Below are 19,904 nucleotides of genomic sequence, written 5' to 3'. Positions count from 1 at the left end.
GAGGACAGCCGCACTCGAGACGGGCTTCTGATCGATGAGATCGTCACCGTCGACACCGGGCGGGGGCGGGTCAATGACCGTCGAAACCGGGCGAGGCCAGGGGAAAGGTCACGGTGAATTCGGTGTGTCCAGGGCGGCTGTTCATCGTGACCTGACCGCCGTGCGCGGTGACCACGGCCTCGACGATCGCCAGTCCCAGGCCGGTGCCGCCTGCCGCTCGCGAGCGGCTGTGGTCGACCCGCACGAAGCGGCCGAAGACTTCGTGTCGGACCTCTTCCGGCACGCCGGGGCCGTCGTCGGCGACCGTCAGCCGGGTTCCCTGGCCGTCGGTCGCCAGCCGCACCGTCACGGTGGTTCCCGGCGGGGTGTGCGTCCGGGCGTTGGCGAGCAGATTGCCGAGGACCTGGTGCAGGCGGTGTTCGTCTCCCGTCACGGTCACCGCCGTCTCGGGGAGGTCGAGCAGCCACCGATGGCGTGGCCCGGCCGCCCGCGCATCGTCGGCCGCGTCGAGCACGAGTCGCGTCAGATCCACTGGTTTGTGCTCCAGGGCGCGGCCGGCGTCGAGGCGGGCCAGCAGCAGCAGATCGTCCACCAGGCGGCTCATCCGCTCCGACTCCGCCTGGATCCGTTCCAGGGAGCGGCGCACCTCGCTGGGCACCGGGCCCTGATGTCGAAGGGCGAGTTCCGCATGGCCGCGTACGTTGGCCACCGGCGTCCGCAACTCATGGCTGGCGTCGGCGGCAAAGTGCCGCAGTCGTTCTTCGCTCGCGTGGCGACGCTCCAGGGCATTGCCGACGTGGCCGAGCATCCGGTTGAGGGCGGTGCCGACCTGCCCGACCTCGGTGCGCGGGTCGGCCACCGGCACCGGCGCCGGCATCGCCACCTCGCCACTGGCCAGCGGCAGTTCGGCCACGCTCGCGGCCGTGGTCGTGACGCGGCGCAGCGGACGCAACGAAAGCCGTACCCACAGGGCCCCCAGAACCCCGGTCACCAGGAGGGCCCCGCCGAACACCGCCGCCTCGACCGCCACCAACCGGTGCACCGTCTCCTCGACCGGGTGGAGCGGCAGACCCGTGATCAGCACGTCACGGTCGTCGCCCACCACCGCGTTGACCCGGTACCGCCCCAGCGCGGACAGCCGGATGCCGTGTCCGGAGCCGTCGGTCGGGAGGGCGGCCAGCGCCCGGCGGTCGTCAGCAGACAGCGGCACCGCGGCATCCGTCCGGTCGCGTACGACGGCCGCCTGGGTCGGTGTGCGGCGCAGCAGCCGGGCGCCGAAGGTGCCCTCGGACTGGCCGCGGGTGTCCGGCCGGTTGTCGGCGTCCGGCCTGGACTCGTGTTCCAGACTTACCGCGAAGCGGCCGGCGGAGGCGGAGAGCTGCTGGTCCAAGCGGCTTACCAGGAACCCTTCGAGCGCGACGACTGTGGTGACGCCGACTGCCAGGCAGGCCAGCGCGAGGAGTGCGACCAGGCCGGCGGTGAGCTGGCCGCGCAGGGTGCGCGGGACGAACCGCTTCACGAGGGCTCCGCTTTGAGGACGTATCCGACGCCGCGGACCGTGTGGATCATCGGGGGCCGGCCTGCGTCGATCTTCTTGCGCAGATAGCTGATGTAGAGCTCGACGACGTGCGACCGGCCGCCGAAGTCGTAGGACCAGACCCGGTCGAGGATCTGTGCCTTGGACAGCACCCGCCGGGGGTTGCGCATCAAGAAACGGAGCAGCTCGAACTCCGTGCGGGACAGCTCGACCAGTTCGCCGCCACGAAGCACCTCCCGCGCTTCCTCGTCCATGACGAGGTCCCCGACGACCAGCCGGTCGCCGTCCGGTTCGTGCGCCATACCGGCCCGGCGCAGCAGCCCACGCAGCCGTGCCAGCACTTCCTCCAGGCTGAACGGCTTGGTCACGTAGTCATCGCCGCCGGCTGTGATCCCGGCGATCCGGTCCTCGACGGCGTCACGTGCAGTGAGGAAGAGGACGCAGACCGTCGCCAGTTCTTGGCGCAGCAGGTGCAGCACCTGCAGACCGTCGATGTCGGGCAGCATCCAGTCCAGGACGACGGCGTGCGGGCGGAAGGTCCGCGCCACAGCGAGCGCGGAGGCTCCGTCGGCCGCGCTGCGGACCTCCCAGCCCTCGCCCGCCAGGGCGCCGGAGAGCACCTCGGTGAGGTCCGGCTCGTCGTCGATCACGAGGACGCGCACCGGCAAGCCGTCAGCGCTGTGCAATGGGGCGGGCGTGCGGTGAGTGTGCATGGTGACTCCAGCATCCCTCCCTCACAGGTCTGCGCAGGTATGAGCCAGCTCTGAGTTTCCTGTGAATCGCTCGGCAGAGTTTCCGCTCAGAAGGTCTTCAGAGGTTGCGCTGCGACGCTGGCGCCGACCACGGAAGGGAAGCCCCATGAGCACCATCTCGTACACCCGCCGCGGTGCCCCCGGCAGCGCCCCGCCGCGCCGACGGCCGTTCCCCGGTCCCCTGCTGGCGCAGGGCGTCATCTGGGCAGGGGCCATGGGCGTCCTGGCCTTGTGGTGGACCGGTACGGCATCCGTGGTGGGTCTGGCGGGCTGGCTCACCGGCGCCGGCCGGATCACCGGACTGCTGGCCGGCTACGCCTGCGCGGTGCTGGTCGCGCTGATGGCCCGCATTCCGCTGCTCGATCACAGCCTGGGCACCGACCGCCTTGCGCGCTGGCACGCCATGGGAGGGCGCTACACCATCTCGCTGGTGCTCGCGCACACCCTGCTGATCATCTGGGGCTACACCCTCACCTCGCAGGGCAGCGTCCTGCACGAGACGACCGCACTCGTCCTCGACTACCCGGACATGCTCAAGGCCACCGCGGGCTTCCTACTGCTGATCGGCACCGGCATCGTCTCGGCCCGCGCCGCCCGGCGCCGCATGAGCTACGAAACCTGGCACTACCTCCACTTCGCCACCTATCTGGCCGTCTTCCTCGCCTTCGGCCACCAGCTCTCGAACGGCGCCGACTTCGTGGGCCGCAGGCCGGCCCAACTCGGCTGGTATGCCCTGTACGCCACGGTGGCGGCGCTGACCGTCTGGTACCGCTTCGTGGTTCCGGTACGACGGGCCCTGCGCCACCGGCTCCGCGTCGCCGAGGTCCGCCCCGAGGCACCAGGCGTGGTGTCAGTGCACCTCACCGGGGAGCGGCTGAACGAACTGGGCGCCCGGCCGGGCCAGTTCTTCCGCTGGCGCTTCCTCGCACCGGGCCTGTGGTGGACCGCCAACCCCTACTCCCTCTCCGCGCCGCCGCTCCCTCACCACCTGCGTATCACGGTGAAGGAGGCCGGCGGACACAGCGCGGCCCTGGCCCGGCTGCGGCCCGGTACCCGAGTGTGGGCCGAAGGCCCCTACGGCGCCTTCACCGAGGCGCGCCGCCGGTCGGCCAGGGTGCTGCTGCTCGCGGGCGGCGTGGGCATCACCCCACTACGTGCGCTCTTCGAAACCCTCCCCGGCGAGGTCACGCTCATCTACCGGGCACGGCGCCCGGAGGACCTCGCCCTGCGCGCCGAACTCGATGCGATCGCCGCCGCCCGTCGCGCGACAGTCCACTACTTCGTCGACGAACCGACCACGCATTCCGCGCCGTTGACCGCGCGCGCACTCAAGAGCCTGATATCGGACCTGGCCGCCCACGACGTGTATCTGTGCGGTCCGCCCGGCATGACCAGCGCCGCCCGACGCGCACTGCACGGTGCCGGTGTACCCCGGCACCGCATCCACCACGAGTCGTTCGAGTTCTGAGGAGCCCCCCGTGCGCCGAGCCGTTCTGACCGCAGCATCGACCAGCGCGCTGGTCATCCTCCTGCTCGCCCTCAAGCCGCACCAGCCCGCCGGCCTGACCGGCGACTCGGCCCAGGCGGGCGCCGAACGTGCCCCGGTGCCCACCGGGCATCCGCAGCGAGGAAGCCATCCGGCCGACGGCACCTATACCGGCGCCCCGATCAGCACCCGCTACGGCACCGTGCAGATCGCGGCTACCGTCAAGGCGGGCCGGCTGACCGCCGTCAAGGTGCTGCACGCGCCGTCCGAGAACGGTCGCGACCGTGAGATCGCCGCCTACGCAGTCCCGCGCCTGACGCAGGAGGCGCTGAGCGCACACGGCGCCCGCATCGACGCGGTGTCCGGCGCCAGCTACACCAGCGCCGGCTACATCCGGTCGCTGCAGAGCGCCCTGGACCGGGCCGGTGTCTGAGCCCCGGCGCGGACTGCGCCATGTCGAGCAGGCGATGGGCACGGTGTTCTCCTTCGACATCCGCGACGCCCGCACCCCGGCCATCGAGTCCGCTCTGGTCGACGCCGTCGCCTGGCTGCACCACGTCGACGAGGTCTTCTCGACCTACCGTCCCGGCAGCCCCGTCAGGGTCCGGGAAGAGATCGCGCGGTTGCGGGAGGAGGCCGAAAGGGTGCAGGCCGCGGTCGACGAGGCGGAACGCGCGCTTCAGCGGCTGGTAGATGCCCGGGTGACCGTGGCCGAGGTACTGGCCGAACCGCCCTCCGCAGTCGCGGAGCCGGCACGGAGCGCGGCGGCGAGAGCTCCGGTACCGCAACGGGCCGAGGGCATGGCGGCGTCGGTTCTCGCGCCGGACTACCAGCGGATTGTGTCGGTGCTGGAGTCGGAAGCAGGCCGGGAGGGCATGCGCTGCCAGCAGTTGGCCGTGGCCGTGGGGCTGGAGGCGGTCCCGGCGAAGGTCGAGGGGCTGCGGTCGAAGGCGAAACGTCTGGTGGAGCGGGGGTGGGCCCTGCAGGTGCGGCCGGGGGTGTTCACCGCGCTCGCGGGGCCGGCCGGCTGAGACCACCGGGGTGGCGTCCGGCCAGGCGGCCGCTCATGAGCATGGTCATCGACCACAGCACCATGGCCTCATGCATGGCGGGCAGTGTCTCGTAGTCGCGCACCATCCGGCGCGAGCGCATCAGCCGGCTCAGCGTTCTTTCCACCACCCACCCGCGCGGCAGCACCACGAACCCGGTGGTGTCGTCGGTGCGTTTGGCGATCTGAAGGGTGAGGTGGAGTTTCTCGGCCGCCCAGTCGATCAGGCTACCGGCATAGCCGCCGTCCGCCCACACCAGGCGGATGGAGAAGTACAGCTTGCGTAGCCGCTGAAGCAGCGGGACGGCAGCGTCGCGGTCCTGCACGCTCGCTGCGGTCACCGCGACGGCCAGGACCAGGCCGAGGCAGTCCACCACCAGGTGCCGCTTACGGCCGCCCACCTTCTTCCCGCCGTCCCACCCGGATGTCGAGCGCGGGATGTTCGCCGCTGCCCGCACCGACTACGAGTCCACGATCGCGGCCGTCTGATCCGGCAAGCGGCCCTCCTTCTCCCGGACCTTGCCACGCAGCCGGTCGTGGAGCTCGGCGAGCAGACCCGTCACCCGCCAGCGGCGGACGAAAGCATGCACGCGCCGATACGGCGGGAAGTCCGCAGGCAGGTTGGCTCACTTGACTCCGTTGTCCACGACATAGCGGACAGCGTCGAGCATGACGCGGTGGCAGTACCCTCCGGCCGGCCCCCCTCCCCTCCAGCCAGGCCGGAACCGGCAACAACGCCCGGACGACCTGCCACTCCGCTTCCGTCATGTCGGAGCCGTAGCATGGGATACGGTCCGGGGGGGTCCGCGGCGTTGCCGACCCTGTGCGCGACACAATCGCACAGCGACACGCGGGAGTTGGACGCGGCGGGCACGCTCACGCGAGACTTCGGCAACAGGGTCTCCTTGGCGCTCGATTGGCTTCGCAACCTCGAGCTGCCAAGGGGCCCTGCCGTCATGCCCCGGCCTCCGCACGATCACCCGATCCGGAACCCTGTTGGATCAGACAACTCCGCTGACCGGTAAGGGGATGGCCTCTCAGAGGACGGCACCGGCTTTGACCACGTGCCGGAGGTGGCGCTCGGGACGGGTGATGACAGCCAGGTCTGCCAGCGGGTCGCCGTCCACGACGAGCAGGTCGGCGTGCGCGCCCGGCGTGAGGGTGCCGATCTCGCCCTCCATCCGCAGCAGGCGGGCCGCCGTGCTGGTGGCGGAGCGGATCACGTCTGCGGCGGGCTGGACCTCGGCGCGCAGCGTGAACTCTTCCAGTTGGGCCGAGTGCAGCGGCCCGAGCAGGTCGCTGCCGTAGACCAGGTTGACGCCCGCCCGGTGGGCCTTCTCCAGGGCGGCCAGCCCGTGGTCGCGGACCTCGGTGAGCTTGCGGTAGGACGACTCCGGCAGGCCGGACTGCCGGCCGAGCTCCGCCGTCCGCTCGTACGCGACCAGGGTAGGCACCAGGAAGGCGTCCTGTTCCACCAGCAGGGCGATGGTCGCGTCGTCGATCAGGTTGCCGTGTTCGACGCAGCGCACGCCGGCCCGTAGGGCCCGATCGATGGCGCGCGGGTGGTAGGCGTGCACGGTGACGTATCGGTTGTGGTTCTCCGCCTCCTCCACGGCGGCGGAGATCTCCTCCTCGCTGTACTGGACGGCGGCGATCTCGTCGTGCGGCGAAGCTACCCCGCCGGAGAGCAACACCTTCAGATGGGCGGCGCCCTTGCGGAACTCGTCCCGGGCCGCCGCGCGGACGGCGTCGACGCCGTCCGCGATCCGGGCGAAGTGGGGACGGCTCTCGCAGCAGGGCACCGAGTCGTCACCGAGCGGGCGCAGGTCGCCGTGGCCGCCGGTCTGGGAGAGCGCCTTTCCGCCGTGGACGAGCCGCGGGCCGAGCGCCAGCCCTTCGGCCAGGGCTCGGGCCATGCCGTGGTCGGCGCCGCCGACGTCTCGGACGGTGGTGAAGCCGCGGCGCAGCATCCGTTCGGCCTCCGCGAGGGCCCGGACCGTCAGGTATCCGGGGGTCCAGGAGGCTATGGCGGGCAGGTCGAGGGAGGTGACCAGGAGGTGGACGTGAGCGTCGATCAGGCCGGGCAGCACGGTGGCGCCGGCCGCATTGAGCACCTGCACGTCCTGCCCGGTGCTGGGCGGGCGACAGGTGCCGGTGGCGGCGATCCGGCCGTCGGCGACCTCGATCCAGGCCGGGTCGGTACGGGTGCCGGTCTCGGGATGGAGCAGGTGGGCGTCGGTGATCAGCAGTCGGCTCATGGCGGTGGTCCTCTCGCGACCTCGTTTCAATACGACCTGTATTGAATACACCATGTATCGTGATGTTGTGAATTCCTCCCCGGTCGAATCCGCCACGCCCCGGCCTCCGCGGCGCCGCGTCCACACCAGAGCCCGCATCCTGTCGGCGGCGGGCGAGCTGTTCCTGTCCGCGGGGTACGCGCGGACGAGCATCGAGGACATCTGCACCGCCGCCGGCTACACCCGTGGGGCTTTCTACTCGAACTTCGCCACCAAGGAGGACCTGCTGCTGGCGCTCTTCGACGAGCAGGCGGCCGGGCGGATGGCCGAGCTGGAGCGGCTGGCCGCCGCGGCCGAACAGCTGGGGCCCGAGGAACGGGCGCGGCGGCTGGTCGAGGCGCTGCTGCGGGTCGAGGCCGCCGAAACCGGGTGGATTCTGCTCTTCCTGGAGTTCCGTCTGCTGGCCGCGCGTACGCCCGAGCTCGCCGAGCGGGTCGCCGCACACGACCGCACGGTGACAGCGGCGGTGGCGGCCCTGCTGGAGCGGGTCCTGCCGGAGCTGGTACCGCCCGGGGCCTCCGCCGAGCAGGCCACCGAGGTGATCCTGGCCGCACGCGAGGGCCTGCTCGCCCGTACGGCCGCGGGCGGCCCGGCCACCGAGCAGCTGCTGAGTGCGACGACGGCAGTGCTGGCCGGGCTGCTGGGCTGACACAGAGGAAGGGGGGCACCCGTCACGTACGGGTGCCCCCCTTCGCCCCATCCAGAACCCTGTTCGACCAGACAACCCCGCTGACCGGTAAGCGGAAGGCTTCTCAGGGAAAGCCAGGAGCCGGATGAGGAAGACGGCGTCGACCCGGCCCACACCTCCATCGTCGCCAGGCCCTTTCCGGACTGGAAGGTCCCCTCCACCCGCCACCTTGAACCGGCGACGCGCACCAGCGTGGCCAGGGGTACCGGGGCGGGCGAGAAGCAGCGGTAGTAGGCGAGTTTTCCGGTGGTGCGGTTGCGGCGGATCAGCAGTCGGTGACTGCCGGGCCGGAGGTCGGCCAGGTCGATGACGGCCCAGCCGTAGAAGCGGTGCCCCTTCGCACCGGCCCCGGCCGACAGCTTCTGCCAGCCCCGCTTGGGCACCTTCGCGGCCAGGGCATCCGCGCGGAACTTCCCCGCGCCGGTGGTGAGTTCATGTGAGCAGGCGAGGGCGAGCACGTAGCCGACCTGGCGTTCTTCCAGCGCGGTGCGCAGCTTCGGGTTGCCGCCGTAGACCTCGTCTGCCGCGACCCAGTCGGCGCGGTGCCCGGCATCGAGGAACCGGCCGATCATGCGGGCGGCCAGCTCCGGCTTGGTCGCGACGACGGTGTCCTCGTCCAGGCCCGCGGCTCGGCAGCGGTCTGGGTCGCGCGTCCAGGAGCGCGGGACGTACAGCTCCCGGTCCACCGCCGCGTGCCCGCGCCGTCCCGCATAGACGAGGCACCGGGGCCGGATCGACTCGCTCGGCCTGGACGAAAACGGCACGCCTGCGCTGATCGAGTACAAGAAGGGCTCCGACAGCGGGGTCATGTCGCAGGCCGTGTCCTACCTGTCGTGGCTGGATTCGGCGCATCACGAGTTCGAGGCACTGGTCAAGGAGAAGCTGGGTGCCGAGGCCGTCGAGTCGATCGACTGGCGTAACCCGCGGATGGTCTGTATCGCGGCCGGCTTCTCCCACCACGACCGGGTCGCGGTGCAGCGGCTGCGCGAGCGGATCGACCTGGTGCGCTACCGCATCTTTGACGGCGGGCTGCTGAGCCTGCTGTTGATCGAGTCCGCACCTGGGTCTCCCAGTCCCGCTCTGGCTCGGCGGCAGCGTCGGGAGCGGGAGCTGGCGGCCGGTGCCCGCGGCGTGGACGGGAAACCGTCGGTCCAGGTGACCCCGGGCGCGGCTCCGGCTTGCCTGCAGGATCTGTACGGCGAGCTGGACGACGCCCTCACCGCGTGGGGCGAGGTGGAGGTGGCGCCGCTGCTGCACTACATCGCCTATCGGCGGATGGTGAACCTCGCCTCGGTGATCTTCCGTCCGAAGCACGAGGTGATCCTGCTCTATCTCAGAGTCGATCCGGACACGGTCGAGCTGGAGGAGGGCGGCCTCCGGCTTTCAGCAGCCCGGCCTCTACCAGGCAGGTCAGCATCACGCGCAGCAGCCGGTCGGCGGCATCGCCCTCGGCCGGCCGGTCCCGGAACTCGCTGAGCACCGAGTAGTCGAAGCCCGGATCCTCCGGCTCCAGCCCGAGCGCGTATGTGAAGTCGATCCTCGTCCGCACCGCGTCCGCCGCCGCGCGGTCCGACAGGTTTTCCGCGAACTGCAGCACCGACACCAGCGCCAACTGCCCCGGCGAGAAGCCCGACCAGCCATCGGGCGGATAGAGATCCGCAAGATCCTCGTCCTCGAAGAGCACGTCCAACCGGTCCCGCACGAGCATCGCCGGCGTCCCCTTCGGACACGCCGCCCAGGCTGTACGCACCGTCCTGGCCGGGATCCGCTGGAAACTCCTCGGCCGCAGCGCCCCCCCCCCGGAACCCGAGGCCACCCCGCACTCCTCCAGCGAAGCACCAGCCAGCCCCGCCGTCAGCACCCCTCGAAAAATCACCAACAGAGTCATACCAGTGACATAGGGGCCAGTTCGACCGTCTCACCTGCGGAAACACTGCCCTCCGGCGGCCCCGGCAACCGCAAAGTCACTGGCATTGGATCTAGACCACCTGGACGGCACAAGACGCTTCCGACAACCTGGACGTCGTCGCCCCCGGGATCAACCCCGCCTACCCCAACCTCGACTACCGCGTCTGGCGCGCCGAACAGGACGACGCCGGCCAGCTCCACCCGGCCGAGCAGCTCTCCCTGACCATCGCCCCGCGGCTGGTGGCACGTATCGGCCGTTCGGCACCGGCGCGGAGGTGGCGGCCACCGCCTGGCGGCCCAAATCGGTACATTTACCCGCCAGGGCACCGAGATCCCAGGCACGCCTATGGTCGCGCCCTGTGCTCATGAACGTCGCGGGCGAGGAGAATATGTTCGATTTGAGTGCGCCGATCGTGGCCACGTTCCTCGTGTATGCGGTCGCCATGATCGGAGTAGGTGTCTGGGCGTACACCCGCACTCACACCTTCGCCGACTTCGCCCTGGGGAGCCGCAGGCTCAGCGCGTTGGTCGCCGCCCTGTCCGCAGAGGCCAGTGACATGTCCGGCTGGCTGTTTCTCGCGTTTCCCGGAGCGGTGTACGCGGCCGGCATCGGCGCCAGCTGGATCGCCGTCGGCCTAGCGGTTGGCACCTACCTCAACTGGCGGTTCGTCGCGCCGAGGCTGCGCACCTACACCGAGCGCGCCGAGAACGCCTTGAGCCTGTCGGCCTACCTGGAGGAACGGTTCGAGGACCGCACCCGGATGCTCAGGATGGTCTCGGCGGCGGTCACCCTCGTGTTCTTCACCGTCTATGTCGCCAGTGGTCTGGTCGCCGGCGGGTTGCTGTTCGAGCATGCCTTCGACATCCGTTTCGGGCTCGGGGTGACCCTGACGGTCCTGGTGATAGTCATCTACTCGGGCCTGGGCGGCTTCCTCGCCGTGAGCCTCACGCACGTGATACAGGCGACGCTGATGTTCCTCGCCCTGCTCGTGGTCTCCCTGACCGGCATCGGGGCCCTCGGAGGCTTCCGGGAACTGGTCGATGCCCTCGACAAGAAGGCGCCGGCCCTGCTGGACATGGGGGCAGCGGTCAACTACGCCGACGGGCACTGGTCGGCAGGCGGGTCACTCGGCGCCGTCGCGATCATTTCGCTGCTCGCCTGGGGCCTCGGCTACTTCGGTCAGCCGCACATCCTGGCCCGCTTCATGGGCATCCGCAGCGTCCGGGCCATCCCCGCGGCCCGCCGTATCGGAACGGGGTGGGTCATTGTCGTACTCGTCGGCGCCACACTCGTCGGCCTCGCGGGAATCGCGCGGCTCGGCACGCCGCTCCACGACCCCGAGACGGTGTACATCGCCCTGAGCCGCATCCTGCTCAATCCCTGGATCGCCGGGGTGATGCTGATCGCCGTACTGGCCGCGATCATGTCGACCGCGGACAGCCAGCTTCTCGTGTCGTCCGTCGCGCTCACGGAGGACTTTTACCGCGCGTTCCTCAACCGGCGTGCCTCGGACAGGGCGCTGGTGTGGGTCGGCCGCGGCGCCGTCGTCGCGGTGATCCTTGTGGCCTTCGTGATCGCGCTCAACGGCGGCGGGCTGCTGGGCATTGTCGCCTACGCCTGGGCGGGGTTCGGGGCCGCCTTCGGGCCGGTCATCCTCCTCTCCCTGTACTGGCCGCGTATGACCTGGGCGGGGGCCATGGCCGGGATCGTGTCGGGTGCGACCACGGTGCTTCTCTGGAAGGAGATCAATCCACTGCTCGGGCCGATCAAGTCGGGCGTCTACGCAATGGTCCCGGGTGTACTGGTCGCCACGGTCGCCGCACTGGTCTTCGGCAGGTTCGTCGGCCGGCCGCCGAAACGGGCCTTCTGGCGGATGCCGGGAGGCGGGGTGAGCCAGCTGATGCTCACGCCGTTCCTCACCCACGCACCGGTCGGCATGGCCGTCCTGGACACGGATCTGCGCTACGTCTGGGTGAACGAGCCACTGGGCCGCCTGATCCCTCTCGAACAACGACTGGGGCGGCAGGTGGGGGAGGTGCTGCCGAGGCCGGAGGCGGAAGCGTTCGAGGAGCGGATGCGCAGGGTTCTTGAGACCGGGGACCCGGTGCTGGACTACGAGTTCCGCGGCCCGAGCTACACCGATCCCCACCGCATGCGTGCGGCCTCCGCCTCCTTCTTCGCCATGAAGGACCGCCAGGGCCGGTACGTGGGCATCTGGTACATGGTCATCGACGTCACCGAGCGCTGGCGGGCTCAGGAACGCCTGGCTCTGCTGAACGACGCCGGTGCCCGTATCGGCAGCACACTGGAAGTGACGCGAACCGCGCAGGAACTGGCCGACGAGGCCGTACCGGCCGTCGCCGAGTTCGTCGCCGTCGACCTGCTGGACTCGGTCATGAGGGGCGAGGAGCCGGCCCCCGGACCGGTCAGCATGACGCCCGTCATCCGCCGAGCAGGGCAACAGTCGGTGCGCAAGGGCTGCCCGGAGGCCACTCTGGTCGTGGGCGAAACGGTCCGGCGTGCTCCCTCGTCGCCCGTGACCCGCTGCCTGCTGGAAAGCAGGACTCTCGTGGAACGGACCCTCGACCGCTCCACCAGCGCCTGGGTGACCGAAGACCAGTCACTGGGCGCCTCCATCCGCAAGTTCGGCTTCCGCTCGCTGATGGTGATTCCGGTGCGGGCGCGCGGCGTCACCCTTGGCGTGGCGACGTTCGCCCGCTCCCGGCGTCAAGGTCCCTTCGAGGACGACGACGTGCGTCTCGCCGAGGAACTCGTCTCCCGCGCGGCGGTGTGCGTCGACAACGCGCGCCGCTTCACCCGCGAGCGCACAGCGGCCCGCTCCATGCAGCGCTACCTGCTGCCGCAGGAGCTCACGGGAGGGTCCGCTCTGGAGGTGGCGTCGTGGTATCTCCCGGCGGATGCCCCCAGCGGTGTGGGCGGTGACTGGTTCGACGTGATTCCGCTCTCCGGAACCCGGGTTGCACTGGTCGTCGGGGACGTTGTCGGACACGGCATGAACGCGGCGGCGACCATGGGACGTCTGCGCACCGCGGTACGCACGCTCGCCAATCTGGACCTCCCCCCGGACGAACTGCTAGCTCATCTGGACGACCTGGTCATCGGCCTCATGGGACCGGCGGAGGCCGAGGACGAGACCGCGGGTGCCGCATTCATGGGTGCCACCTGTCTGTACGCCGTGTACGACCCGGTCAGCAGACGGTTCACGCTGGCCCGGGCCGGTCACCTCCCACCCGTGATCGTCGGCCCCGACGGCACCGCCGTCGTCCTCGACCTGCCCGCCGGACCTCCACTCGGCCTCGGGTACCTCCCCTTCGAGTCCGTCGAACTGGAGCTGGCCGAAGGCAGCCTCGTCGCCCTCTACACCGACGGCCTCATCGAGACCTTCGACCGGGATCTCGACGTCGGGATCTCCCGACTTGGCGACGCCCTCGTGGTGCCCAGGCCGACGCTGGAGGAGATCGGCCTGGGTGCGGTCGACGCCCTGCTGACGGGTCCGCCGTCCGACGACGCGGCCCTGCTCCTCGCCCGGACCCGCGTCCTGGCTCCGGACCGGGTCGTGTCATGGAACCTACCCAGCGACCCGGCGGCCGTGGCGAACGCCCGCGCCCTCACCGGCCGGCAGTTGGCGGAGTGGGGCATGGACGACCTGACGTTCACCACGGAGCTCATCGTCAGCGAGCTGGTCACCAACGCCATCCGCCATGCGACCGGACCGGTAAGTCTGCGCCTGATCCGGGACCGCGGCCTGATCTGCGAGGTCTCCGACGCCAGCAGCACTTCGCCACGCCTGCGCCATGCCCGGACCACCGACGAGGGAGGACGGGGCCTACTGATCGTGGCCCAACTCGCCGGGCGATGGGGCACCCGTTACACGACGACCGGCAAGATCATCTGGACGGAGCAGGATATTCCCGCCGACATGGTCGCCCGGTGGTGAGCCGGTCCCCCATCGGCCGGAACACGGTCCGCATTTGGCGGCGGTGTTTCCTCGAACGTGGCCTGGACGGACTGTCCGACGAGCCGCGGCCGGGTGTCCCACGGAAGATCACCGACGCGGACGTCGAGCGGGTCATCGTCAACGCTGGAGGAAAGGCCGAAGAACGCGACGCACTGGTCGACCAGGCCGATGGCAGCGGCCAGGGGGATGTCGCAGTCGGCGATCTCGCGGATCTGGCGGGCGTTCGCGCTGGCGCCTCACCGGTCGCAGACGTTCAAGCTGTCCACGGACCCCCTGTTCATCGACAAAGTCCGCGACGTCGTGGGCCTCTACACCGATCCGCCGGAGAAGGCGTGGACGAGAAGTCGCAGATCCAGCCCCTCGGCCGGTTCCAGCCCGCATGGCCCGCGAGTTCATCGCAACCCGGATGGGCGCCCTGGCCTCCGGCATCCACGACTGTCTCCACGGCCCCGCTGGCTCCCGCCGCGCCGTCCTGCGGCTGCTCGACCCGCGCCATGCGGTCGGGCGGCGAGGTCCGGAAGCTGTTTGGGGTCATGGCCCGCCACCATAGCGGCGCGTCCACCGACGGCCCTATCGGGGGGCCGGGTACGAGCGAAGGCCCCCGGAGTGACTTGCGTCGACATCCCCTTGTGATCACCACCACACTCCCCTGCTGTCACAATCGCCGCTCGGGCGGTGTCCTCAGGGTGAAATCGTGGAAGCGAAAGGAGCCTCATCGTGAAGGCCGTCATCGTGTGCGCCTCCGTGTCTCATGGGAACACGAAGAGGATCGCCGAAGTTTTGGGCAGGGCCCTGGAAGCCACTGTCGTCAACCCCGAACAGGTCGATATGGCGGAGCTCTCCACCTGCGACCTCGTGGGGTTCGGCTCGGGGATCTTCTCTGGGAAGTTCCATCCACGGCTGCGTCAGTTCGTCCGGTCGCTTCCGAAGGGGGAACGACGCAAGGCGTTTGTGTTCGCCACCAGCGGACTGCCCGAACCGCGTTTCCGGCCCTTCACCCGCCCCCTTGTGCGGCTTCTTGAGCAGAAGGGCTTCGAGGTGGGCGACACCTTCTCGTGTCGCGGGTTCGACACCTGGCTTCCGTTCAAGCTCGTCGGCGGAATCAACAAGGAACGGCCCAACGCCACCGATCTGGAGGCGGCGCGCGCGTTTGCCGAAGGGCTACGAGCTCGGATCGGTGCGGAGTCCTGAGCGGTCCGGCAGGACCTCCGCGTACTCCGATTCACAGATCACGAGTCGCCGGCCGGTCGCACCGGCTCTACCTCGGCCGCCGCCCGCCGGTCATAGGTCCGGCGGGCAGCGAGTAAAGTCACCCTCAACCTCCACGACCACCTGGCGGCATACGCCCCCAAGCGCCCCGGCGCCTATCTGCGCATCTCTTCCGACCGCTTCGGCCTCGAAGCCGGTGTCGACCGCCAGCTCGAAGACGCAGAAGACACCCGCGCCCGACTGCGCTGGGGATCGTTCGCCAAGATCTACCGGGAAAACGACACCTCGGCCTTCAAAAAGCGCAAGGTCGTCAAGCCCGACGGCTCCATCGGCTGGATCGTCCTGCGCCCCGAATTCCGCCAGCTCCTCGCCGACCTGGCCAACGGCGTCATCGACGGCGTCATCTTCTACGACCTCGACCGGCTCGTCCGACAGCCCCGGGATCTCGAAGACCTCATCGACATCGTCGAATACGTCAAGCGCCCGGTCACAGGCGCCACCGGCGGCCGCACGAACCTCATCAACGACAGCGATCGCCACATGGCCCGCATGATGTGCGTCCGCCGAAGAAGCCGGTGACGATGTTGGCGATGCCCTGACCGATCGACTCGCGCGTCTTGTTGGAGCGGGTGTCGGTCATCTCGTCCACCAGCTTGGCGGTCATCAACGACTCCATCAGTCCGACCAGGGCCATCGCCAGCGCGTAGGGCGCGATGACGGCCAGAGTGTGGAGGCTGAACGGCACGTCCGGCAAGCCGGGCACGGGCAGCGAGGAGGGCAGCTTGCCCTTGTCTCCGACGGTGGGGACGGCGATGCCGGCCGCGACGGTGATGACCGTGAGGATGACGATGGAGACCAGCGGCGCGGGCACGGCCTTGGTGAGCCGGGGGAAGAACACCATGAGGGCGAGCCCTGCGGCGACCAGCGGATATACCGCCCACGGCACATCGAGCAGGTTGGGTATCTGGGCCGTGAACAGCAGGATGCCCAGGGCGTTGACGAAGCCGACCATCACCGAGCGCGGCACGAACCGCATCAGCCTGGCCACACCCAGCGCGCCGAGGACGATCTGGAAGACACCGGCCAGGGTGACGGTCGCGATCAGATAGCCCAGGCCGTGGTCGCGGGCGACGAGGGCGACGACCAGCGCCACGGCGCCGGTGGAGGCGGAGATCATCGCGGGTCGGCCGCCGACGAAGGCGATCACCATGACCATGGTGCAGGCCGCGAACAACCCCGCCTTGGGATCGACCCCGGTGATTACGGAGAAGGAGATCGCCTCGGGGATCAGTGCCAGGCCGACCACCAGTCCGGCGAGGACCTCGGTGCGGAGGACCTTCGGGGACAGCCACGGGGGACGGGAGCCGCGCAGCCGCGCGACGGGGGACAGTACGGAAGAAGACAAGAGAGGAAAACCCTGTCGTGCTCGGGCACACCTGGCGGCATCAGGGGCGCGCGGAAGGCGTGAAGGGCGAGGCAGCCGTCCACGGGGCCCGCTGTCGGCGGACCGGAAGTCGGTGCCGCTGCTGCCGGTGAAGCAGCGCGGTGCTGGGTCAGGGGCGAAGCATCACGGCGTACCGGCCTCCGCCATGACGATGCCCCTTCCTGAACGCAATCGGAGCAGCTCTTTACCCTGCTCCCAGGGCCCGGTACACAGCGCTGAAGTGTCTATTGGGAGTCAGTACGTGTGCACTGCACGGAAGTTGAGCCAGAGCCGCACGTCGCGTACGGAGCCACGCGTTCGAGTTCTCACGCCGACACCTGGGAAGGCCGAGCGGCCTCGCCGGGAACATCCGGTCCGGCCGGCACTGTTGCATCGACCGAGGGACCGGCGGCGCGCGGCGGGAACGAGGTCATCCGCCCGACAGGATCCGGGCCCCGCGATCGCGGTGGGCCCGCCGCGCACGCAGACCAAGACGTATCTCCGCAGGAGGATTTGTTCATGACTGACCGGCCCTTGACGCTCATGGCAGTGCACGCCCACCCCGATGACGAGGCCACAGGAACCGGAGGGGTCCTCGCGCGGTACGCGGCGGAGGGCATTCGCACGGTTCTCGTGACGTGTACCGACGGCGGTTGCGGTGACGGACCGGGGGGTGTCAAGCCGGGCGACCCCGGGCACGATCCGGCAGCCGTGGCCTTGATGCGCCGTCAAGAACTGGAGGCGAGCTGTGAAGCCCTGAAGATCAGCGATCTGGAAATGCTGGACTATGCCGACTCCGGGATGATGGGCTGGCCGAGCAACGACGCCCCTGGATCCTTCTGGCAGACCCCCGTGGAGGAAGGCGCCGCCCGACTCGCGGAACTCATGCGGCACTACCGACCCGATGTGGTCGTCACCTATGACGAGAACGGCTTCTACGGCCACCCCGACCACATCCAGGCCCACCGCATCACGATGGCGGCGCTGGAGATGACCGCGCTGACACCGAAGGTGTACTGGACGACGATGCCCCGCTCGATGATGCAGCGGTTCGGGGAGATCGTGCGCGAGTTCCGAGAGGACATGCCGGAGCCGGATCCTGCCGAGGCCGCCGCGCTGGCCGAAATCGGCCTCCCCGACGATGAGATCACCACGTGGGTGGACACCACCGCATTCAGCGGTCAGAAGTTCGACGCGCTGGCCGCGCACGCCAGTCAGGGCGAGAACATATTCTTTCTCAAGATGGGCAAGGAGAGGTTCGCCGAGTTGATGGGCATGGAGACCTTCGTACGTGTCAAGGACGCCACCGGCGCGGCCGTACCCGAGAACGATCTCTTCGCCGGACTGCGCTGATCCGACCGTCCGACCGAGGCCCGGGAAAGGGCATCGGCCGCACAGCACCATCGAGCGCGTCACACACCCGGAGGCTTGCCCACGCGGGTTCCGCTACGGCAGCCCGCGGCCACCTGGCAACCGTACAGGTGGGAGACCTGCGGGCTGCCGACTCCGAAGGGACGCGACAACCAAGGTCAGGCGCCCCGAGGGCTCTCCGTCCTCGGGGTGCCCTGTCGGGAGGTCGCAGCGGCTGTGCCCGCGCTGGAGCTTCCCGGCTCGATCTCTTCATCGAGAAATACGGAAGCGCGGCAGCCCGCGGTCGACGGCTGGATCCCGGGCGGAGGAACACGCGAACGGCCGCCGTTGGAGCCGGCGGCCGTTCTGTGTGGGGAGGGGTGGAAGGAGCGGGCGGGCGCGTGGGCTACGGGTAGTCCACCACGTAGGCCTGCTGGTGGTCCGTGTTCGCCGGGCCGCCCTGGTCATTGATGACATGGTTGATCGTGCCCGTGCCGCCGAGCGAGACCGCCACCATGTGGTGGAACTTCACGCCGTCCGCACGGGGTACCTGGAAGGCGCGGTCGGCGGCGACGAACTTGTTGACGTTGAAGTAGCAGTAGCTGCCCAGCCCGTACGCCTGGTGGTCGGTGACATTGTCGGCCACCTTGTACGCGGCGTAGCCCTTGGTGCCGCCGTCCATCCAGGCCGCCTGGTCCGGCGGGTCGTAGGGCATCTCGTTCTGGAAGAAGTACGTCCGGCCGTGGTTGCCGTTCCAGATCACCTGGTCCTTCTGGTAGTGCTCGACGAACAGGCCATACATCGTGACGTCGTCGCCGTTGACGGTCAGTCCGTTGTCCGCGGTGTTCTGTGTCCAGCCGACCCCGTCGCCGTGGTCGGCCCGCCAGATCCAGGTGTGGTCGCCGATGACGTCCGAGCTGTTGACGACGAGGCTCTTGGTCGCTTTGCCGACGCCCGCGCCGCCGACCCGGAAGTAGACGTCGTGCAGCGAGGACGGATTGCCGGAGTGGTCCGCCGAAGCGCCCTTCGGGCCCATCTCCATCAGCGTGTCCGAGGTCTCCCGGCCGGCGTCGATCAGCAGACCCGCGATGTTCGCTCCGTCGACGTCGGCCACCGAGAGGGCGGTGACCCCGCCGTCCGGGACGAGCGTGGCCAGGCCGAGGCCGAGCACCACGGTATCGGGCTTCGTCACCTTGATCGTGTCGTCCAGGTGGTAGACACCGGGCGTGAACAGCAGGTGCTTGCCCTGGTTCAGCGCGCCGTTGATCTGGGACGCCGTCATGCCGGGCTGGGCGATGAAGAAGTCACTCAGCGGCAGGGACGTGCCTTTCGGGGCACCGCCGGACCAGGAGGTGCCCCGGGTGTCCGCGGCGACGTCGGGGACGAAAACCTTGTACGCGGCCGCGTCGTCGACGTAGAGGAACGGCTTCTCCCGGGACTTGGGGGTCTTGTCCACCGTGGTGTACGGCGGCTGGGGGAAGGTGCCGGCCGGCGGGTTGGTCGCTCCGACGAACACCATGTTCCAGTTGGAGCCGTTCCAGCTGCTCCACTCGGTGTTGCGGGAGAGGTACTGCTGCTGCGACCCGGAGGAAACCGAACCGTCCACCTTGGTGTCGGCGAGCAGGCCGCCGCTGGACCAGCCGTGATTCCGCGGATCCAACTGCAGATTGCCCTTCACATGCATCCGGCGGAACGGCGCGGCCTGCGAGACGGCCCACCGGTCGGTGCCGTTCGCCGGGGTCACAGCCATGTTCTCGGCGTCGCGCCAGAAGTTCTGCGTCGCATTGTCGCCGAACCAGTCGGCCTCGGCGTGCACATCGCCGTTGATGTCGGTGTCGTCGGGCAACCGGCCGAGCCCGGCGACCTGCGTGTAGAAGCCGATGTTGGCGTCCACGTCGTACTTCCCTGGCTTGAACAGCAGCGCATGCCGTTCCTCGCCGAACTGGTTCTTCTCCTGCTCCTTGAAGACCGCGTCGAGCCGGGACTGGATCTGGTCCTTGGGCATCGACGGGTCGAAGATGTCGACGTTGGGGCCGAGGTCCGGAGCGTTGGCCGCGGTGATGTGCTTCTGCGGTGTGCTGTGTTCGGGCCCTGCGCTCGCGCTCTGGGGGGAAAGGAGGGCCACGGTGCCGGCCGCGAGCACGACGGCGACGGCGGCGGCAGCGGCGGGCAGAACGCGGCGCCTGCGATGGCGCGGCCGGCCCGACCCGTCGCGGGTCATGTTCA

Annotated in this window: 15 protein-coding genes and 4 pseudogenes; 10 read left to right on the top strand and 9 right to left on the bottom strand. The window is 69.6% G+C overall.

Annotation, left to right across the window (positions count from 1 at the left end; all coding sequences use genetic code 11):
* Window positions 1-70: 70 nt before the first annotated feature.
* Together ACZ4S3_RS12215 and ACZ4S3_RS12210 are read right to left on the bottom strand one after the other, a co-directional pair.
* Window positions 71-1,519, bottom strand: a complete 1,449-nt coding sequence (locus ACZ4S3_RS12215) for a sensor histidine kinase (RefSeq protein ID WP_467931082.1) — start codon at window positions 1,517-1,519, stop codon at window positions 71-73.
* Window positions 1,516-2,250: a response regulator transcription factor gene (locus ACZ4S3_RS12210; protein WP_467931080.1), complete on the bottom strand. Its 735-nt coding sequence runs from the start codon at window positions 2,248-2,250 to the stop codon at window positions 1,516-1,518. The genes ACZ4S3_RS12215 and ACZ4S3_RS12210 overlap by 4 nt, the downstream gene beginning before the upstream one ends.
* Window positions 2,251-2,395: 145 nt before the next feature.
* Between ACZ4S3_RS12210 and ACZ4S3_RS12205 the strand changes: the two genes are divergently transcribed.
* Genes ACZ4S3_RS12205 through ACZ4S3_RS12195 form a run of 3 tightly spaced genes read left to right on the top strand, consistent with a single transcriptional unit; the run spans window position 2,396 to window position 4,806 of the window.
* Window positions 2,396-3,757 carry a ferredoxin reductase family protein gene (locus ACZ4S3_RS12205; RefSeq protein WP_467931075.1) on the top strand — a complete coding sequence of 454 codons (1,362 nt, stop codon included), beginning with the start codon at window positions 2,396-2,398 and terminating at the stop codon, window positions 3,755-3,757.
* Window positions 3,758-3,767: 10 nt separating this feature from the next.
* Window positions 3,768-4,208: an FMN-binding protein gene (locus tag ACZ4S3_RS12200; protein ID WP_467931071.1), complete on the top strand. Its 441-nt coding sequence runs from the start codon at window positions 3,768-3,770 to the stop codon at window positions 4,206-4,208.
* A gap of 34 nt (window positions 4,209-4,242) precedes the next feature.
* A complete protein-coding gene (locus ACZ4S3_RS12195; protein WP_467931583.1) occupies window positions 4,243-4,806 on the top strand; it encodes a hypothetical protein in 564 nt (187 codons plus the stop codon).
* On the opposite strand, the gene ACZ4S3_RS12190 is transcribed toward ACZ4S3_RS12195, so the two are convergent.
* From ACZ4S3_RS12190 to ACZ4S3_RS12180, 3 genes are all read right to left on the bottom strand, one after another.
* Window positions 4,778-5,281: a transposase gene (locus ACZ4S3_RS12190; RefSeq protein WP_467931067.1), complete on the bottom strand. Its 504-nt coding sequence runs from the start codon at window positions 5,279-5,281 to the stop codon at window positions 4,778-4,780. The genes ACZ4S3_RS12195 and ACZ4S3_RS12190 overlap by 29 nt on opposite strands.
* Before the next feature lie 3 nt (window positions 5,282-5,284).
* Entirely contained in the window at window positions 5,285-5,413 is a 129-nt protein-coding gene (locus ACZ4S3_RS12185; protein ID WP_467931063.1) for a hypothetical protein, read from the bottom strand.
* Between the two features lie 447 nt (window positions 5,414-5,860).
* The gene (locus tag ACZ4S3_RS12180) at window positions 5,861-7,081 is read right to left on the bottom strand and encodes a metal-dependent hydrolase family protein (protein ID WP_467931059.1); all 1,221 of its coding nucleotides are present in this window, start codon (window positions 7,079-7,081) and stop codon (window positions 5,861-5,863) included.
* Window positions 7,082-7,148: 67 nt separating this feature from the next.
* Between ACZ4S3_RS12180 and ACZ4S3_RS12175 the strand changes: the two genes are divergently transcribed.
* Window positions 7,149-7,769, top strand: a complete 621-nt coding sequence (locus tag ACZ4S3_RS12175; protein WP_467931054.1) for a TetR/AcrR family transcriptional regulator — start codon at window positions 7,149-7,151, stop codon at window positions 7,767-7,769.
* A gap of 155 nt (window positions 7,770-7,924) precedes the next feature.
* Here the strand turns inward: ACZ4S3_RS12175 and ACZ4S3_RS12170 are convergent.
* Window positions 7,925-8,527, bottom strand: a pseudogene (locus ACZ4S3_RS12170) (IS701 family transposase); the annotation flags it as partial.
* A gap of 88 nt (window positions 8,528-8,615) precedes the next feature.
* Between ACZ4S3_RS12170 and ACZ4S3_RS12165 the strand changes: the two are divergent.
* The gene (locus tag ACZ4S3_RS12165; RefSeq protein WP_467931049.1) at window positions 8,616-9,284 is read left to right on the top strand and encodes a DUF5655 domain-containing protein; all 669 of its coding nucleotides are present in this window, start codon (window positions 8,616-8,618) and stop codon (window positions 9,282-9,284) included.
* A 40-nt stretch (window positions 9,285-9,324) separates the two neighbouring features.
* Here ACZ4S3_RS12165 and ACZ4S3_RS12160 read toward each other — a convergent pair.
* A pseudogene (locus ACZ4S3_RS12160) lies at window positions 9,325-9,516 on the bottom strand (transposase); the annotation flags it as partial.
* Window positions 9,517-10,105: 589 nt separating this feature from the next.
* Between ACZ4S3_RS12160 and putP the strand changes: the two are divergent.
* The 4 genes and pseudogenes from putP to ACZ4S3_RS12140 all read left to right on the top strand — a co-directional run bounded on the left by putP (window position 10,106) and on the right by ACZ4S3_RS12140 (window position 15,484).
* The gene (putP, locus tag ACZ4S3_RS12155; protein ID WP_467931045.1) at window positions 10,106-13,675 is read left to right on the top strand and encodes a sodium/proline symporter PutP; all 3,570 of its coding nucleotides are present in this window, start codon (window positions 10,106-10,108) and stop codon (window positions 13,673-13,675) included.
* A gap of 23 nt (window positions 13,676-13,698) precedes the next feature.
* Window positions 13,699-14,100 (top strand): annotated as a pseudogene (locus ACZ4S3_RS12150) (helix-turn-helix domain-containing protein); the annotation flags it as partial.
* 313 nt (window positions 14,101-14,413) lie between these two features.
* Window positions 14,414-14,887 (top strand): flavodoxin family protein, encoded by a 474-nt coding sequence (locus ACZ4S3_RS12145; protein ID WP_467931041.1) that lies wholly within the window; start codon window positions 14,414-14,416, stop codon window positions 14,885-14,887.
* A 141-nt stretch (window positions 14,888-15,028) separates the two neighbouring features.
* Window positions 15,029-15,484 (top strand): recombinase family protein, encoded by a 456-nt coding sequence (locus tag ACZ4S3_RS12140; RefSeq protein WP_467931579.1) that lies wholly within the window; start codon window positions 15,029-15,031, stop codon window positions 15,482-15,484.
* Here ACZ4S3_RS12140 and ACZ4S3_RS12135 read toward each other — a convergent pair.
* Window positions 15,441-16,310: pseudogene (locus tag ACZ4S3_RS12135) on the bottom strand (SulP family inorganic anion transporter); the annotation flags it as partial. The gene ACZ4S3_RS12140 and the pseudogene ACZ4S3_RS12135 overlap by 44 nt on opposite strands.
* A 537-nt stretch (window positions 16,311-16,847) precedes the next feature.
* Here ACZ4S3_RS12135 and ACZ4S3_RS12130 point away from each other — a divergent pair.
* On the top strand, window positions 16,848-17,681 hold the full coding sequence (locus tag ACZ4S3_RS12130; protein ID WP_467931037.1) for a PIG-L family deacetylase: 834 nt from the start codon (window positions 16,848-16,850) through the stop codon (window positions 17,679-17,681).
* 403 nt (window positions 17,682-18,084) lie between these two features.
* On the opposite strand, the gene ACZ4S3_RS12125 is transcribed toward ACZ4S3_RS12130, so the two are convergent.
* On the bottom strand, window positions 18,085-19,899 hold the full coding sequence (locus ACZ4S3_RS12125) for a coagulation factor 5/8 type domain-containing protein (RefSeq protein ID WP_467931574.1): 1,815 nt from the start codon (window positions 19,897-19,899) through the stop codon (window positions 18,085-18,087).
* Window positions 19,900-19,904: the final 5 nt, after the last annotated feature.

This window comes from Streptomyces sp. NPDC028368, from assembly GCF_055565615.1.
This window is presented reverse-complemented; position numbering and strand designations above follow the sequence as displayed.

What these genes read in the sequence shown, in the direction of transcription:
- ACZ4S3_RS12195 (WP_467931583.1), top strand. Translation starts at nt 4,243, where the DNA reads ATGGGCACGGTGTTCTCCTTCGACATCCGCGACGCCCGCACCCCGGCC.
- ACZ4S3_RS12210 (WP_467931080.1), bottom strand. Translation starts at nt 2,250, where the DNA reads ATGCACACTCACCGCACGCCCGCCCCATTGCACAGCGCTGACGGCTTG.
- ACZ4S3_RS12205 (WP_467931075.1), top strand. Translation starts at nt 2,396, where the DNA reads ATGAGCACCATCTCGTACACCCGCCGCGGTGCCCCCGGCAGCGCCCCG.
- ACZ4S3_RS12165 (WP_467931049.1), top strand. Translation starts at nt 8,616, where the DNA reads ATGTCGCAGGCCGTGTCCTACCTGTCGTGGCTGGATTCGGCGCATCAC.
- ACZ4S3_RS12125 (WP_467931574.1), bottom strand. Translation starts at nt 19,899, where the DNA reads ATGACCCGCGACGGGTCGGGCCGGCCGCGCCATCGCAGGCGCCGCGTT.
- ACZ4S3_RS12130 (WP_467931037.1), top strand. Translation starts at nt 16,848, where the DNA reads ATGACTGACCGGCCCTTGACGCTCATGGCAGTGCACGCCCACCCCGAT.
- ACZ4S3_RS12180 (WP_467931059.1), bottom strand. Translation starts at nt 7,081, where the DNA reads ATGAGCCGACTGCTGATCACCGACGCCCACCTGCTCCATCCCGAGACC.
- putP (WP_467931045.1), top strand. Translation starts at nt 10,106, where the DNA reads ATGTTCGATTTGAGTGCGCCGATCGTGGCCACGTTCCTCGTGTATGCG.